Source organism: Pseudorhodoferax sp. Leaf274 (assembly GCF_001422445.1).
Classification (GTDB): Bacteria; Pseudomonadota; Gammaproteobacteria; order Burkholderiales; family Burkholderiaceae_C; genus Pseudorhodoferax.
The window spans coordinates 19,254-32,680 of sequence record NZ_LMNA01000026.1; the positions used below are offsets into that span (position 1 = coordinate 19,254).

Genomic DNA, 13,427 nt, shown 5'->3' on the forward strand with positions numbered 1-13,427 from the left:
CGCAGCCGCCCGAGGGGGTCGCGCTCCGCACGGGGGCGGGCCGGCGGCAGAACTTCGCGCCGCTCATGCCGCCGTCCTCTCGGCCACGCGCATGACTGCGCTGCGCGAACGTGCATTGGCCGCGACCTCGGCGGCCGAGGGCATCACCCGGCCCAGCGCCTTGAGCGGCATCGCCGTGCTCTGGCCCAGCATCCAGCCCGGCGAGCGGCGGTCCACCACCTCCTTGGCATGGCGCGCAATGAACTGCTTGACGATGCGGTCTTCCAGCGAATGAAAGCTGATCACCGCGAGCCGGCCGCCCGGCGCGAGCACGCGCAGCGCCGCGCTCAGCGCCTGTTGCAGCTCTTCAAGCTCGGCGTTGATGTGAATCCGAAGAGCCTGAAATGTGCGCGTTGCAGGGTCCTTGCCCGGCTCGCGGGTTTTGACCGCGCCAGCCACGAGTTGGGCCAGCTCGGCGGTGGTTGAAACAGGGCCCCGTTCTTGTCGGCGAGCAACAATCGCCTTTGCAATCGGAACAGCAAACCGTTCTTCGCCATAGTCACGAATCACCTCCGCGATGGTTGTGGTGTCGGCCGTGGCAAGCCATTCGGCCACGCTAGCGCCGCGCGTCGTGTCCATGCGCATGTCCAGCGGTCCATCGGCACGGAAGCTGAAACCCCGCGCCGGGTCGTCGATCTGGGGCGAACTCACGCCCAGGTCCATCAGCACGCCGGCCACGCTGCCCTCGGGCAGCTCGCCCAGGGCATGGAAGGCCTCGTGCCGGATCGAAAAGCGCGCATCAGCGATCTGCGCGGCCGCCGCGACAGCCTCGGGATCCCGGTCGAACGCGATCAGCCTGTCCTGCGGCTGAAGCCGCGACAGCAGCAGCTGGCTGTGGCCGCCGCGGCCGAAGGTCGCGTCCACGTAGGTGCGTGCCGCGCCGTCTGCGGGCTGCGCCTGCTTGTTGAAAAGAGCATCGACGGCTTCGTTCAACAAGACGGTGGTGTGAATCCATGAGGTTTCCACCGCCGGCCCTTAGAAGGAAATGTCCTTGAATGCCTCGGGCGGCGGGCCCTCCAGGGCCTTGGCTTCCTTGGCCTGGTAGGTGGCCTTGTCCCACAGCTCCAGGTGGTTGCCCATGCCCAGCAGCATGGTGTCCTTGGTGATGCCGACCGCCTCGCGCAGTTCGGGCGCGACCAGCACGCGGCCGCTGGCGTCCATGTCGACGTCCATGGCATTGCCCAGGAAGATGCGTTTCCACCAGTGGGCGTCGGCCGGCAGGACGGCGATGCGCGCGCGGAAGGTCTCCCACTCGGGCCGCGGAAAGACCATCAGGCAGCCGTGCGGATGGCGGGTGATGGTCAGCGCGCCCTTGCCGCCGGCCTCCGATTCGAGCGCAGGACGATACCGGGTCGGCATGGATAGCCGACCCTTTGCATCGAGACTGAGCGACGAAGGCCCTTGAAACACCGCGCACCACCTTGGGGTTCGTGCGGAGGAAATTGGGCCAAAACAGCCCCTTTTCCCCACAAATTTGCACTGATTCCCACTGTAGCACCAAACGATCAGGCCACCCGATGGGTGGCCCGCATTTTTGTAATCAAATCAACGACTTAGCTAGCAGAATCGCAGCGCCAGAAAAGAGTAAAAATCGTTAAAAATGAAGCACTTAGCACGAATATTCAATGTACGTGTTGAGCTTGCCGATTTCAACCCACTGGCTGCATACACAGGTGCCGCCTGGTACGCGGTTCACAGAATATAACGCGACAGATCCTCGTCGCGGCTGAGCGCGTCGAGCCGGGCGTTCACATACGCAGCGTCGACCACGACGGTCTCTCCGCCCAGCTTCGCCGCTTCGAAACTGACCTCGTCCAGCAGGCGCTCGAGCACCGTGGACAAACGCCGCGCGCCGATGTTCTCGGTGCGCTCGTTGACCTCGTAGGCGATGTGGGCCAGCCGCGTCACGCCTTCGGGCGTGAACTCGAGCGTGACGTTCTCGGTCGCCAGCAGCGCCTGGTACTGGCGCACCAGCGAGGCATGGGTCTGCGTGAGGATGGCCTCGAAATCCTGCACCGACAGCGATTGCAGCTCCACGCGGATCGGGAAACGGCCCTGCAGTTCCGGGATCAGGTCGCTGGGCTTGGACAGGTGGAACGCGCCCGAGGCAATGAACAGGATGTGGTCGGTGCGCACCACGCCGTACTTGGTGGTCACCGCGGTGCCCTCGACCAGCGGCAGCAGGTCGCGCTGCACGCCCTGGCGCGAGACCTCGCCGGCATTGCCCTCGCTGCGCGAGGTGACCTTGTCGATCTCGTCGATGAAGACGATGCCGTTCTGCTCGGCGTTGTGCACGGCCTCCAGCTTGATCTCTTCCTCGTTGACGAGCTTGGCGGCCTCTTCCTCGGTCAGCAGCTTCATGGCCTCGCCGATGCGCAGCTTGCGCGTCTTGCGCTTTTGCTGGCCCATCTGGCTGAACATGCCGCGCAACTGCTCGGTCATCTCCTCCATGCCGGGCGGGCCCATGATCTCCAGGGCCTGCTTGGCGTCGGCGACGTCGATCTCGATTTCCCTGTCGTCCAGCTGGTGCTCGCGCAGCTTCTTGCGGAAGGCCTGGCGCGCCGTGCTGTCGGCCGGCTTCTCGGCCGGGCTGCCTGCGGAAAAACCGAAGGACGCATCGGTGGCCGGCACGCGCGCCGGCGGCAGCAGCACGTCCAGCACCCGCTCTTCGGCGGCATCCTCGGCCCGCGTGCGCATCTTGCGCATGGCCTGCTCGCGCGTCTGCTTGACGGCCGAATCGACGAGGTCGCGGATGATGGAGTCCACGTCCTTGCCGACATAGCCGACCTCGGTGAACTTGGTCGCCTCGACCTTGATGAAGGGCGCATCGGCCAGCCGGGCCAGGCGCCGCGCGATCTCGGTCTTGCCCACGCCGGTCGGGCCGATCATGAGGATGTTCTTGGGCGTGATCTCCACGCGCAGCTTCTCCTCGACCTGCTGGCGGCGCCAGCGGTTGCGCAGCGCGATGGCGACGGCGCGCTTGGCATCGCGCTGGCCGACGATGTGGCGGTCGAGTTCGGAGACGATCTCCTGGGGGGTCATCGAAGACATGGCTTAAAGCACCTCTACCGTGTGGTGCATGTTGGTGTAGATGCAGATCTCGCCCGCGATGCCGAGCGACTTGCGCACGATGTCCTCGGCCGAGAGCTCGGTGTTCTGCAGCAGCGCGATGGCGGCCGACTGTGCATAGGCCCCGCCCGATCCGATGGCCACGATGCCGTGCTCGGGCTCCAGCACGTCGCCGTTGCCGGTGATGATGAGCGAGGCCGTGTGGTCGGCCACGGCCAGCATGGCCTCCAGGCGGCGCAGCACGCGGTCGGTGCGCCAGTCCTTGGTCAGCTCGATGGCGGCGCGGGTCAGTTGCCCCTGGTGTTTCTCCAGCTTGGCCTCGAAGCGCTCGAACAGCGTGAAGGCGTCGGCAGTGGCACCGGCGAAGCCCGCCAGCACCTTGCCCTGGTGCAGCTTGCGCACCTTGCGGGCCGAGCCCTTGACGACGATGTTGCCCAGCGTGACCTGGCCGTCGCCGCCGATGGCGACCTGCATGCCCTGCGGCGTCGCGCGGCGCACGCTGACGATGGTGGTTCCGTGAAATTGCTCCATCGTATGGACCTGGGGTTGGATGCGTGAAAAACAAGCGGCCCGCGCACGGCGCTGGCCGGCAAAGCCGCTTCAGCGGTCGTGCGGCAGGATTTTGGCGTGGTCGGACAGGCCGATCACGTGCAGGAAGATGGCAACGAGCCGGTGCAACCCGTGGAACTCCAGCTGTTGGCCGGCAGCCTGCTGGGCGGCAGCCCAGTTCAGCACCGAGCCCGCGGCCGCGAAGTCGATGCGCACCAGCTGCGCGCAATCCACCACCAGCGGCATGCCGCCCGACGGCTGCACGCCGATGGACGCCAGCGCACCGGCGGCATCGCCGGCCACCACGCCCGCGAGCCGGACGGCAGGCGCCGGCCCGCCAGGCGCGGCGGCCTGGCCGGACGGCGCCCGGCCTGCCTGGGCGCCGGCCGCATCGGCGGCGACCCAACTGCAACGCACATCCTCCCAGGGGGGCGGCGCCACTTCGTAGGTGATGCAGTAGTCGAGCGCGACCAGGTCGAACTCTTCCGGCCGCTGTGTCAGCCGCAACCAGGCCAGGCGCAGGCGCCACCAGGCGGCAGCCTGCGTCCGCTGCCCCGACACGGTGTGGTGGCGCAGCAGCTGGTCCAGCCGCACGCCGGCCCGCGCCGACACGCGCAGCGGCAGGCTCGCCAGCTGCGACAGCAGGTCGGCCAGGGGGCCGAGCGCCAGCGGCTGCACGGCGTCGAGCGCGGTCCAGTCCAGTTGCACGGTCTCGCCACGGAACCCGGCGAGCTGCACCGCCAGCGCGCTGACCTGCGCCGCCTCGAGCAGGGCGGGCGACACCCAGGCCAGTTCGGCGCCGGGGGCGGCCGGGCCGGTGGCAGCGCGGTCCGGCATGCCGATCGGGAACCAGCCGGGCGCCGGGCGGTGGTGGCGCACGCTGAAATCGATGGCCATGGCGTCGAAGCGGCCCTGCTGCGCCGTGGCCCGGTACAGGTCGAACAAGGCGGCCCAGGCACGCAGGGCCACCGGCCCCGGCGTCTGCGCCTCGGCCAGCGCGAGCAGTGCGGCCTCGCAGCCGGCGTCGTCGCCGTTGGCAAAGCGGATCGCGGCCTCCTCCAGCCCGGGATCGGCCATGACGTCGCCGCCCTGGGCAGACGCACCCAGCGACCAGTCCACGTCGGGCAGCATGTCTTCGGCCGGTGCGTCGGCCAGCATGGCCTCGCGCGGCTGGATGTCGGTGGCCGCAAAATCGGTGACGCGGTCTTCGGCCGGCTGCGGCGCGGCGTTGACGGTCGGTGAAAACTGGGGTGCGGCGGCGCCATCGCGCGGGTGCTGCCACTGCTGGCGCGCCATCTGCGCCTCGATCTCGTCGATCTTCTTGAGCGTGCCTTCGCGATGGCCGGCACCGGCCGGCTGGCTGCTGTCGAAGAAGCCGGAGTCGTCGAGCGCCGCCGGCGCTGGGGGCACGCCCAGGGCGGTGCGCTGGCGCAGCTTGCGCAGCTGGTCGAACTCGCGCTTGCGCACGAAGTCGTTCGCGCGCTTGCGCTCGATCATCTCCTTCAGTACATGCTTGTTGTACTGGCTGTCACGCTCGTCCAGCTGGTCCAGCTCGGACCAATTGACGGTCGGGTTGCGAACGAACTTGACGACCTTGGACAGCAGTCCGCCGGGCGGTGGCGCGTCTTGGGCCATGAACAGGGCGTGCGTCCGGTGCTGCAGCCTCAGTCGCCGAACATCTTCTGCTTGAGCTCGCGGCGCTGCTGTGCCTCCAGCGACAGCGTGGCCGTGGGGCGCGCCAGCAGGCGGCCGACGCCAATGGGCTCGCCGGTCTCGTCGCAGTAGCCGTAATCGCCGGCATCGATGCGCACGATGGACTGCTCGATCTTCTTGAGCAGCTTGCGCTCGCGGTCGCGCGTGCGCAGCTCCAGGGCGTGCTCTTCCTCGATGGTGGCGCGGTCGGCCGGATCGGGCACGACCACGGTGTCCTCGCGCAGGTGCTCGGTGGTCTCACCGGCGTTGTTGAGCATGTCCTGCTTGAGCGCGACGAGCTTCAGGCGGAAGAAGGCCTGCTGCTTCTCGTTCATGTACTCCGCATCGGGCATGGAGAGCACTTCGGCATCGGTCAATTCCTCGGCCGACTTGGTCTTCCAGTTGTTGGCCAGCTTGGGGTCCTTCTTGGACACAGCAGCGGAGGGCGGCGGAGCGATCATGGGGGAAGACATCTCTTGCAGAAAACTTGCTTTGGCGGCGGTCGATGCCACCGCGGGGGCCATGGATGGTACGGTGATTTGCGAGAGCCGCGAAACCCTGCCGGCCCGGGCGGGCATGGGTGCAGCCGTTGGCACCACGGCGGGTGCGGGCGCCTTCACGGCCTTCTTGGCAGCGGTGGTTGCGGCCGGTGCAGGCGCCTCCTGCGGCTTGGCCGCAGCCTTGGTCTTTGCGGATGGTTCTTTCACTCGGCGCCTCCATGCAGGTTGGCGGAACCCGGTGCCAGCGATTCCGGCACCAGGCAGGTCCAGCTACCGCCCACAACGTCGGCACGGTTTATACCCGCAATAGACCGCTTTTCCGCACTGGCGCGAAACTTTGTCGCGACCGGGTCAAACGAGGCACTGCTCCAGGCCCTGCAGGAAGATGTCCTTGGGCAGGTCGATGCCGATGAACACCATCTTGCTGGTGCGCGCCTCGCCCTCGGCCCAGGCCGGGCCCAGGTCGCTGCCCATGAGCTGGTGCACGCCCTGGAAGATGACCTTGCGCTCGCTGCCCTGCATGTGCAGCACGCCCTTGTAGCGCAGCATGCGGGCGCCGTAGATGTTCACCACGGCGCCCAGGAAATCCTCCAGCTTGGCGGGGTCGAAGGCCCGGTCGGCGCGGAAGACGAAGCTCTTGACGTCGTCGTCCGTGTGGTGGTGGTGGCCATGGCCGTGCTCATGTGCGTGCGAGGGATGGTCGCAGTGCTCGCCGTGTTCGTGGTCATGGTGGTCGTGCCCGTGGTCGTCTTCCTTGAGGAAGTCGGGGTCGATGTCCAGCTTGGCGTTGAGGTTGAAGCCGCGCAGGTCGAACACCTCGCTGAGCGCCACCTCGCCGAAATGCACGGCCTTGTGCGGCGCGCGCGGGTTCATGTGCTTGAGCCGGTGGACCAGCGCATCGACTTCGTCCTTGGCCACGAGGTCGGTCTTGCTGATGAAGATCTGGTCGGCAAAGCCCACCTGGCGGCGCGCCTCCTGGCGCTCGTTGAGCTGGGTGGCGGCGTGCTTGGCGTCGACCAGCGTCAGGATCGAGTCCAGCAGGTAGCTCTCGGCGATCTCGTCGTCCATGAAGAAGGTCTGCGCCACAGGGCCGGGATCGGCCAGGCCGGTGGTCTCGATGACGACGCGCTCGAAGTCGAGCTCGCCCTTGCGCTTCTTCTCGGCCAGCATGGCCAGCGTGGAACGCAGGTCCTCGCGGATCGAGCAGCACACGCAGCCGTTGTTGAGCTGGATGATCTGCTCGCCCGGCTCGGAGACCAGGATCTCGTTGTCGATGTTCTCTTCGCCGAACTCGTTCTCGACGACGGCGATCTTCTGGCCGTGGGCCTCGGTCAGCACGCGCTTGAGCAGCGTGGTCTTTCCGGAGCCGAGGAAACCGGTCAGGATGGTGGCGGGAATGAGGGCCATGGGGAATCTCGCTAACGACGAAAGGCGGGAAGTTTAAAGAGCTTGCGATGCCCTTGTTCAGCGCCGCATCACCACCAGGCCCTTGAGGTACTCGCCTTCGGGGAAATGGATGGTCATGGGGTGGTCGGGCGCGCCGCCCATGCGCTGGGTGATGTAGCCGTCCACGCCCGCGTCGATGCCGGCGCCGGCCACGATCTTGTGGAACAGGTCGGCCGGGATGCCGCCCGAGCAGGAGTACGTGAACAGCACGCCGCCCGGCTCCAGCAGGGCCAGCGCGAGCCGGTTGATGTCCTTGTAGGCCCGCGCGGCGCGCTCGGCGTGGGCGGCGGTGGGCGCGAACTTGGGCGGGTCCAGCACGATGGCGTCGAAGCGCCGACCCTCGGCCCCGAAACGGCGCAACGAGGCGTTGACATCCGCATCCAGGCAGTCGGACTGGTCGGCCGCGAAGCCGTTCAGCGCCACATGCGCTTGCACGCGCGCCAGCGCCGGGCCGGACGAATCGATGGAGGTCACATGCCCGGCCACGCCCGCCGCGCGCATGCCGGCCAGCGCCGCCACGGTGAAGCCGCCGGTGTAGCAATAGCAATTCAGTACGCGCTGGCTGCCCAGACGCGCCACGGTGTCGGCGAACAGCTTGCGGCTGTCGCGCTGGTCCAGATAGAAGCCGGTCTTGTGGCCGGTGGCGATGTCCAGCGTCAGGCGCCAGTCGTGCTCGGCGATCGTCCGTTCGGTGGCGCCCTCGCCACGCAGCCATCCGGTGGCCTCGGGCAGGCCTTCGAGGCCGCGCACGCTGGCGTCCGAGCGTTCGTACAGGCGCGACAGGCCGGTCAGGTCGCACAGCGCATCGGCCAGCGGCTGCTTCCAGCGCTCGGCACCGGCCGCCCCGAACTGCGCCACCAGCGTGTCGCCATAGCGGTCGACCACGAGGCCCGGCAGGCCATCGGATTCGCCGTGCACCAGGCGCACGCCGTCGCTGCGGATGTCGAAGCGCTGGCGCGCGGCGATGGCCTGGGCCAGCCGTTCGCGCAGGAAGGCCGCGTCGATGCGCTGGCCCTCGTCGAAGCTCCAGGCCCGGGCGCGGATGCGCGAGGCCGGGCTGAACGCGGCCCACGCCAGGAAGCGGCCGTCCGCTGCCTCCACGCGCACGGTTTCGCCGGCATCGGCACCGCCACGCGCGATCGCGGACTCGAAGACCCAGGGATGTTTGCGCAGCAAGGACTTGTCCTTGCCCTCGCGCAGGCGGATGGTTTTCATTGGGGCGGATTGTCGCCGTTGGCCTGCCCCTGCGGACCGATACTGCGGGCATGACCACCATCCAATCCCGGCGCCGGCTGATCGTGATCCTGCTGCTGTGCACGGCCGCCATCGCCGCCCTGGTCCGGCACCGGGCCGCGCCCGGCTCCACCGTGCACGATGTCAGCACCGTCATGATGCTGCTGTGGCTGCCCGTGATCGGCAGCATCATCGGCTGGGGCTACGGCAAGCTGCTGCGCAAGCCGCCGCCTGCGCCCGAGGGCTTCGCCGCCGACCAGGCCTTCCAGCCCCAGGCGCTGGTCGAATTCACGCTGCGCCCGGCCTCGATCCCTGCCGAAGACGGCCCGGTGAAAGCCGGCGAGCACCGCTGCGTCCTGGTGGTGGGCAACCAGGGCTTTCAGATGCGCTGGCTGATGCCGCAAGGCGAGACCTTCCGCCGGGGCGAGAAGCGCGCGGCGGCCGTCGAATTCCTGGCGCCGCACAAGGCGCTGCCGCTGCTGCCGCCGGGCACGCCCTTTCGCATGATGGTGGGCGACGCCTTCGTGGGCGATGGCCGGGTGCTGCAGCCGCCCCCCGGCGCCTGAGAGGGTGGGGCCGCGTCAGCCGCCCGGCTTGCGCCGCGCCCGCGGGTGGGCCGCATCGTAGGCCCTGGCCAGGTGCTGGAAATCCAGCCGCGTGTAGACCTGGGTGGTGCTGATGTTGGCGTGGCCCAGCAGCTCCTGCACGGCGCGCAGGTCGCCGCTGGACTGCAGCACATGGCTGGCGAACGAGTGCCGCAGCATGTGCGGATGCACGGGCGTGGCCAGGCCGGCGAGCTGGCTGCGCCGGCGCAGGCGCTGCCACATCGACTGCGCGGTCAGCCGCGTGCCATGGCGGCCGACGAACAGGGCCGGGTTCAGCGCGGCGCCATCGCCGCGCAGCGCGAGCCAGGCCCGCAGCGCACTCGCCGCCGAGGCGCCGATCGGCACGCTGCGCCGCTTGCTGCCCTTGCCCAGCACGTGGGCCTCGCCGGCGTCCAGGTCGATCCAGCCGCGCGCCTGCGGGCCGGCCCGCACGTCCAGCCCGGTCAGTTCGGCCACGCGCAGGCCCGCGCCGTAGAGCAGCTCGACCATGGCCGCGTCGCGCGCTTCCAGCCAGGGGTCGTCGGCCTCGCTGCTGAACTCGGCCAGCTGCACCGCCTCGTCCACGCCCAGGGCCTTGGGCAGCGGCTTGCCGGACCTGGGTGCGCGCACATCCTGCACCGGGTTGGCGGCGACCAGGCTCTCGCGGCCCAGCCAGGCGTAAAAGCCGCGCCAGCCCGACAGGATCAGCGCGATGCCGCGCCCGCTGCGGCCGCCACTGTGCATCTGGGCCACCCAGCGGCGGATGTGGGCGTTGTGCACGGCCAGCAGGCCCAGCCTGGCCGCATCGGCGTGGGCGCGCAGCTTGGCCAGGTCGGCCTGGTACAGCGCCAGCGTGCGCGCGGCCAGGCGGCGCTCCACGCGCTGGTAGGCGAGGTAGCGCTCGACCAGCGCGGCATCGTCCATGTCAGGGGCGCCCGGCCGCCCGAAGCCTCCGGCGCGCGCCCTCGGTGGGCAGCGCACCTCGTGCAGCGGGGAAGCGTGGGGCTGGTTGCATCGCGCGCTACTGCAGCCGCGACAGCGCGGCGCTCGCGAGTTCGGCGATGCGCTCCAGGAAGTCCGTGCCCATGCCGGACTCGAAGCGCTGCGGATCGGGCGAGGCCAGCACCAGCATGCCGAACGCCGGCTCGGTGCTGTTGAGCTCGCCCACGCGCAGCGGCATCAGCACCACCGACATGGCCTGGGCCGGCTCGGGCAGCCATTGCACGGCGTCGAAACCGGGGTTGACGCCGCAGAACGGCGCCGTCAGCGACGAGGCGAAGCTCATGGCGTCGTCGCTGACACCCTGGGCGAAGCCGTGGCCGGCGTAGTCGCCAGAGACGCCCCAGACCTTGAGCGCGGCCTGCGGCACGCCGAACTGGCTCTGCACCTCGGCCACGATGCGCTGAGGCAACTCGGCCGGCGCCCGGGTGCGCAGCAGGCTGCGCGCCCAGCGCTGCAGCTTGTCGGCGATCAGCACGTTCTCGTTGCCGTGGCGCACCATGTCCATGATGCGGTGCTCCAGGCCCTTGATCTTCTCGCGCAGCATCTCGGCCTGGCGTTCCTGCAGGCTCACGGCGCGGTTGCCGTGCGGGCTGGTCATCTGCACGGCCGTCAGCACCTCGGCATGGCGCTCGAAGAAGGCCGGCGTGTGGATCAGGAAGTTGGCGATGTCGTCTTCGGTGATCGGGTTGTTGGCGTTCATGGTGTGGTTCATTGCGGAATGTCGATCTCGCCTTCGAAGACGGTCTGGGCCGGGCCGGTCATGCGCACCGCGGTGCCCACGCCGTCCCATGCGATGGTCAGCACGCCGCCGCGCGTGTGCACGTCCACCGGGCTGTCGAGCCAGCCCTGCTGGATGCCCGCCACCACGGCCGCACAGGCGCCGGTGCCGCAGGCCAGCGTCTCGCCGGCACCGCGCTCGTACACGCGCAGCTTGACCTTGCGCCGGTCCAGCACCTGCAGGAAGCCGGCGTTCACGCGGTTGGCAAAGCGCGGGTGGTGCTCGACCAGCGGGCCCTGCACGGCCACGGGCGCGCTGTCCACGTCGTCCACGCGCTGCACCGCGTGCGGGTTGCCCATGGACAGCACGGCCAGTTCCACCGTGGGGCTGTCGGCCTCGGTGCCCAGTGCCAGCTTCCAGGGGCCGACCGGGCTCGCGCCCTGCGGCGACAGGCCGGCCGCATCGAAGGGCACGCGGGCCGCCTCGAACACGGGCGGGCCCATGTCCACGGTGACGCGGCCGTCGAGCCCCATGGACGGGGCGATCACGCCGGCGGCGGTCTGCACGCGCAGTGCGTCGCGGTCGGTCAGGCCGTGCTCGCGCACGTACTGGAAGAAGCAGCGCGCGCCGTTGCCGCACTGCTCCACCTCGCCGCCATCGGCGTTGTGGATCACGTACTCGAAATCGACGCCGGGGCCGGTCGACGGCCGCACGGTCAGGATCTGGTCGGCGCCCACGCCGAAATGCCGGTCGGCGAGAAAACGGTACTGGTCCTCGCGCAGGCCGAGCCGGCCGCGCGTCTCGTCCAGCACCACGAAGTCGTTGCCGGCCCCGTGCATCTTGGTGAATCGGATTCGCATGGGCGCGGATTATCGCGGGCGTGCGGTGGCCTTGTAGCCTGCGGGACAGTCCCGCGAGCACCAATCCGAGGCAGCCGGCAGAATCCGCGCCATGCCACGCTCCAGCCAACTGCTCCACCCGCAGCGCGACCCGGTCGTGCCGCGCCCCGCCGCCACCGTGCTGCTGCTGCGCGACACGCCGGACGGCATCGAGGTGCTGATGACGCGGCGCGCGCTGACGGCCAGCTTCGCGCCGGGCGCCTTCGTGTTCCCGGGCGGCGCCGTCGACGCGGCCGACCACGCGGCCCACGCCCAGGCCAGCCGGCGGCCCGGGCAGGACGACGCGCGGCTCACGCAGGCGATCGCCGCCGTGCGCGAGAGCTTCGAGGAACTGGGCGTGCTGCTGGCGCGCCGTGCCGACGGCCAATGGGCCGGCGCCGAGGACGCCGCCCGTCTCGACCGCCACGCGCCGCTGCTGCCGCAGTGCGCCGCCCAGGGCCTGCTGCTCGCGGCCGACCAGGTCTTCGTGCTGGCGCACTGGACCACCGACCGCGACCTGCCCAAGCGCTTCGACGTGCCTTTCCTCGTCGCGCGCATGCCCGAAGGCCAGGAGCCGGTGGCGGACGAGGCAGAGCAGTTCGAGCCCTGCTGGGTGCGCCCGGCCGACGCGCTGGCACGGCACGCGGCCGGCCAGTTCGAGATCATCTTCCCGACCATCCGCACGCTGCAGCGGCTGCAGGCCTACGCCACGGTCGACGCCGTGCTCGCCGCCTGTGCCGGCGAGAAGCCGCTGTGGACCTCGTGCCCGCGCGCAGGCTGGCTGAACGGCGCCGAAGCCCGCTACATGGAGCACGAGACGGCCTTCGGCGAACTGGCCATGGTGTGCCCCGATGGCCAACTGCTCCACGCGCTCGACTGGCAGCACGACCGCCCCACCGCCCTGCTGCGCAACGTGCAGCGCCTGACCTGTGGCAACCCGGGCGTGATGACCGGCCCCGGCACCAACAGCTACCTGGTCGGCGACGCCGCCAGCGGCTACATCGCCATCGACCCGGGCCCGCTGGACGAAGCCCACCTGGACAGGCTGTGCGCGGCGGCGGGCGGCGACATCCGCACCATCGTCTGCACGCATTCGCACGCCGACCATTCGCCCGGCGCGCAGCCGCTGGCCGACCGCGTGGAACGCGCAGGCCGGCCGCGCCCGCCCGTGCTGGGCCTGGCCTCGCGGCCCACCGCACGCCCGGCCAGCCGGTTCACGCCCGACCGCGAGATGGTCGATGGCGAGCGGCTGGTGCTGCAGGGCGACGGCGTCACCCACACGCTCCAGGCCGTCTTCACGCCCGGCCACGCCGCCAACCATGTCTGTTTGGTGCTGGAGGAAGACGCCCTGCTGTTCAGCGGTGACCACGTGCTGAACGGCAGCACCACCGTGGTGGACCCGCCGGATGGCGACATGGGGCACTACCTGGCATCGCTCGACAGGCTGGCCGCCGCCTGCTCAGCCCACGGCATCGACTTCATCCTGCCCGCCCACGGCTACGTGCTGGGCGACGCGCCGGGCGCCATTGCCAAGCTGAAGGCGCACCGGCTGGCGCGCGAGGCCAAGGTGCTCAAGGCCATGCGCGCCGTTCCAGCCGGCAGCATGCGCGACTGGGTGGCGATGGCCTACGACGACGTGCCTTCGGCGATGTGGCCGGTGGCCGAGCGGTCCATGCTTGCGCATGTGGAACATATCCGCGCCACCCAGGCACTTTGA

13 protein-coding genes are annotated in these 13,427 nt (G+C 69.7%); 2 read left to right on the forward strand and 11 right to left on the reverse strand.

Annotation, left to right across the window (positions count from 1 at the left end; all coding sequences use genetic code 11):
* Positions 1 to 63: 63 nt before the first annotated feature.
* From rsmH to ASF44_RS20815, 8 genes are all read right to left on the reverse strand, one after another.
* A complete protein-coding gene (rsmH, locus tag ASF44_RS20780; protein WP_056901167.1) occupies positions 64 to 1,005 on the reverse strand; it encodes a 16S rRNA (cytosine(1402)-N(4))-methyltransferase RsmH in 942 nt (313 codons plus the stop codon).
* 9 nt (positions 1,006 to 1,014) lie between these two features.
* Entirely contained in the window at positions 1,015 to 1,449 is a 435-nt protein-coding gene (mraZ, locus tag ASF44_RS20785) for a division/cell wall cluster transcriptional repressor MraZ (RefSeq protein WP_056901168.1), read from the reverse strand.
* A 282-nt stretch (positions 1,450 to 1,731) separates the two neighbouring features.
* Positions 1,732 to 3,090 carry an ATP-dependent protease ATPase subunit HslU gene (hslU, locus tag ASF44_RS20790; RefSeq protein WP_056901169.1) on the reverse strand — a complete coding sequence of 453 codons (1,359 nt, stop codon included), beginning with the start codon at positions 3,088 to 3,090 and terminating at the stop codon, positions 1,732 to 1,734.
* Positions 3,091 to 3,093: 3 nt separating this feature from the next.
* Positions 3,094 to 3,639, reverse strand: coding sequence for an ATP-dependent protease subunit HslV (hslV, locus tag ASF44_RS20795; RefSeq protein WP_056901170.1), 546 nt, complete (start codon positions 3,637 to 3,639; stop codon positions 3,094 to 3,096).
* Between the two features lie 69 nt (positions 3,640 to 3,708).
* Positions 3,709 to 5,292 carry an STAS domain-containing protein gene (locus tag ASF44_RS20800; RefSeq protein ID WP_056901171.1) on the reverse strand — a complete coding sequence of 528 codons (1,584 nt, stop codon included), beginning with the start codon at positions 5,290 to 5,292 and terminating at the stop codon, positions 3,709 to 3,711.
* Positions 5,293 to 5,321: 29 nt separating this feature from the next.
* Positions 5,322 to 5,927, reverse strand: coding sequence for an RNA polymerase-binding protein DksA (gene dksA, locus ASF44_RS20805; protein WP_082524969.1), 606 nt, complete (start codon positions 5,925 to 5,927; stop codon positions 5,322 to 5,324).
* Between the two features lie 273 nt (positions 5,928 to 6,200).
* Positions 6,201 to 7,256, reverse strand: a complete 1,056-nt coding sequence (locus ASF44_RS20810) for a GTP-binding protein (RefSeq protein WP_056901173.1) — start codon at positions 7,254 to 7,256, stop codon at positions 6,201 to 6,203.
* Positions 7,257 to 7,313: 57 nt separating this feature from the next.
* Positions 7,314 to 8,510: a class I SAM-dependent rRNA methyltransferase gene (locus tag ASF44_RS20815; RefSeq protein WP_056901174.1), complete on the reverse strand. Its 1,197-nt coding sequence runs from the start codon at positions 8,508 to 8,510 to the stop codon at positions 7,314 to 7,316.
* A gap of 50 nt (positions 8,511 to 8,560) precedes the next feature.
* On the opposite strand from ASF44_RS20815, the gene ASF44_RS20820 reads away from it, so the two are divergent.
* Positions 8,561 to 9,094, forward strand: coding sequence for a hypothetical protein (locus ASF44_RS20820; protein WP_056901175.1), 534 nt, complete (start codon positions 8,561 to 8,563; stop codon positions 9,092 to 9,094).
* Between the two features lie 15 nt (positions 9,095 to 9,109).
* On the opposite strand, the gene ASF44_RS20825 is transcribed toward ASF44_RS20820, so the two are convergent.
* From ASF44_RS20825 to dapF, 3 genes are all read right to left on the reverse strand, one after another.
* Entirely contained in the window at positions 9,110 to 10,036 is a 927-nt protein-coding gene (locus ASF44_RS20825) for a tyrosine recombinase XerC (protein WP_056901176.1), read from the reverse strand.
* A gap of 97 nt (positions 10,037 to 10,133) precedes the next feature.
* Positions 10,134 to 10,826 carry a DUF484 family protein gene (locus ASF44_RS20830; protein WP_056901177.1) on the reverse strand — a complete coding sequence of 231 codons (693 nt, stop codon included), beginning with the start codon at positions 10,824 to 10,826 and terminating at the stop codon, positions 10,134 to 10,136.
* Positions 10,823 to 11,692, reverse strand: a complete 870-nt coding sequence (dapF, locus tag ASF44_RS20835) for a diaminopimelate epimerase (RefSeq protein ID WP_056901178.1) — start codon at positions 11,690 to 11,692, stop codon at positions 10,823 to 10,825. Before dapF ends, ASF44_RS20830 begins: the two co-directional genes overlap by 4 nt.
* 91 nt (positions 11,693 to 11,783) lie before the next feature.
* On the opposite strand from dapF, the gene ASF44_RS20840 reads away from it, so the two are divergent.
* Positions 11,784 to 13,427: an MBL fold metallo-hydrolase gene (locus tag ASF44_RS20840; protein ID WP_056901179.1), complete on the forward strand. Its 1,644-nt coding sequence runs from the start codon at positions 11,784 to 11,786 to the stop codon at positions 13,425 to 13,427.

Excerpts from the sequence above, each read along its gene's own strand:
- hslU (WP_056901169.1), bottom strand. The coding sequence starts at position 3,090 with ATGTCTTCGATGACCCCCCAGGAGATCGTCTCCGAACTCGACCGCCAC.
- hslV (WP_056901170.1), bottom strand. The coding sequence starts at position 3,639 with ATGGAGCAATTTCACGGAACCACCATCGTCAGCGTGCGCCGCGCGACG.
- ASF44_RS20800 (WP_056901171.1), bottom strand. The coding sequence starts at position 5,292 with ATGGCCCAAGACGCGCCACCGCCCGGCGGACTGCTGTCCAAGGTCGTC.
- dksA (WP_082524969.1), bottom strand. The coding sequence starts at position 5,927 with ATGCCCGCCCGGGCCGGCAGGGTTTCGCGGCTCTCGCAAATCACCGTA.
- ASF44_RS20810 (WP_056901173.1), bottom strand. The coding sequence starts at position 7,256 with ATGGCCCTCATTCCCGCCACCATCCTGACCGGTTTCCTCGGCTCCGGA.
- ASF44_RS20815 (WP_056901174.1), bottom strand. The coding sequence starts at position 8,510 with ATGAAAACCATCCGCCTGCGCGAGGGCAAGGACAAGTCCTTGCTGCGC.
- ASF44_RS20820 (WP_056901175.1), top strand. The coding sequence starts at position 8,561 with ATGACCACCATCCAATCCCGGCGCCGGCTGATCGTGATCCTGCTGCTG.
- ASF44_RS20825 (WP_056901176.1), bottom strand. The coding sequence starts at position 10,036 with ATGGACGATGCCGCGCTGGTCGAGCGCTACCTCGCCTACCAGCGCGTG.
- ASF44_RS20830 (WP_056901177.1), bottom strand. The coding sequence starts at position 10,826 with ATGAACCACACCATGAACGCCAACAACCCGATCACCGAAGACGACATC.
- dapF (WP_056901178.1), bottom strand. The coding sequence starts at position 11,692 with ATGCGAATCCGATTCACCAAGATGCACGGGGCCGGCAACGACTTCGTG.
- ASF44_RS20840 (WP_056901179.1), top strand. The coding sequence starts at position 11,784 with ATGCCACGCTCCAGCCAACTGCTCCACCCGCAGCGCGACCCGGTCGTG.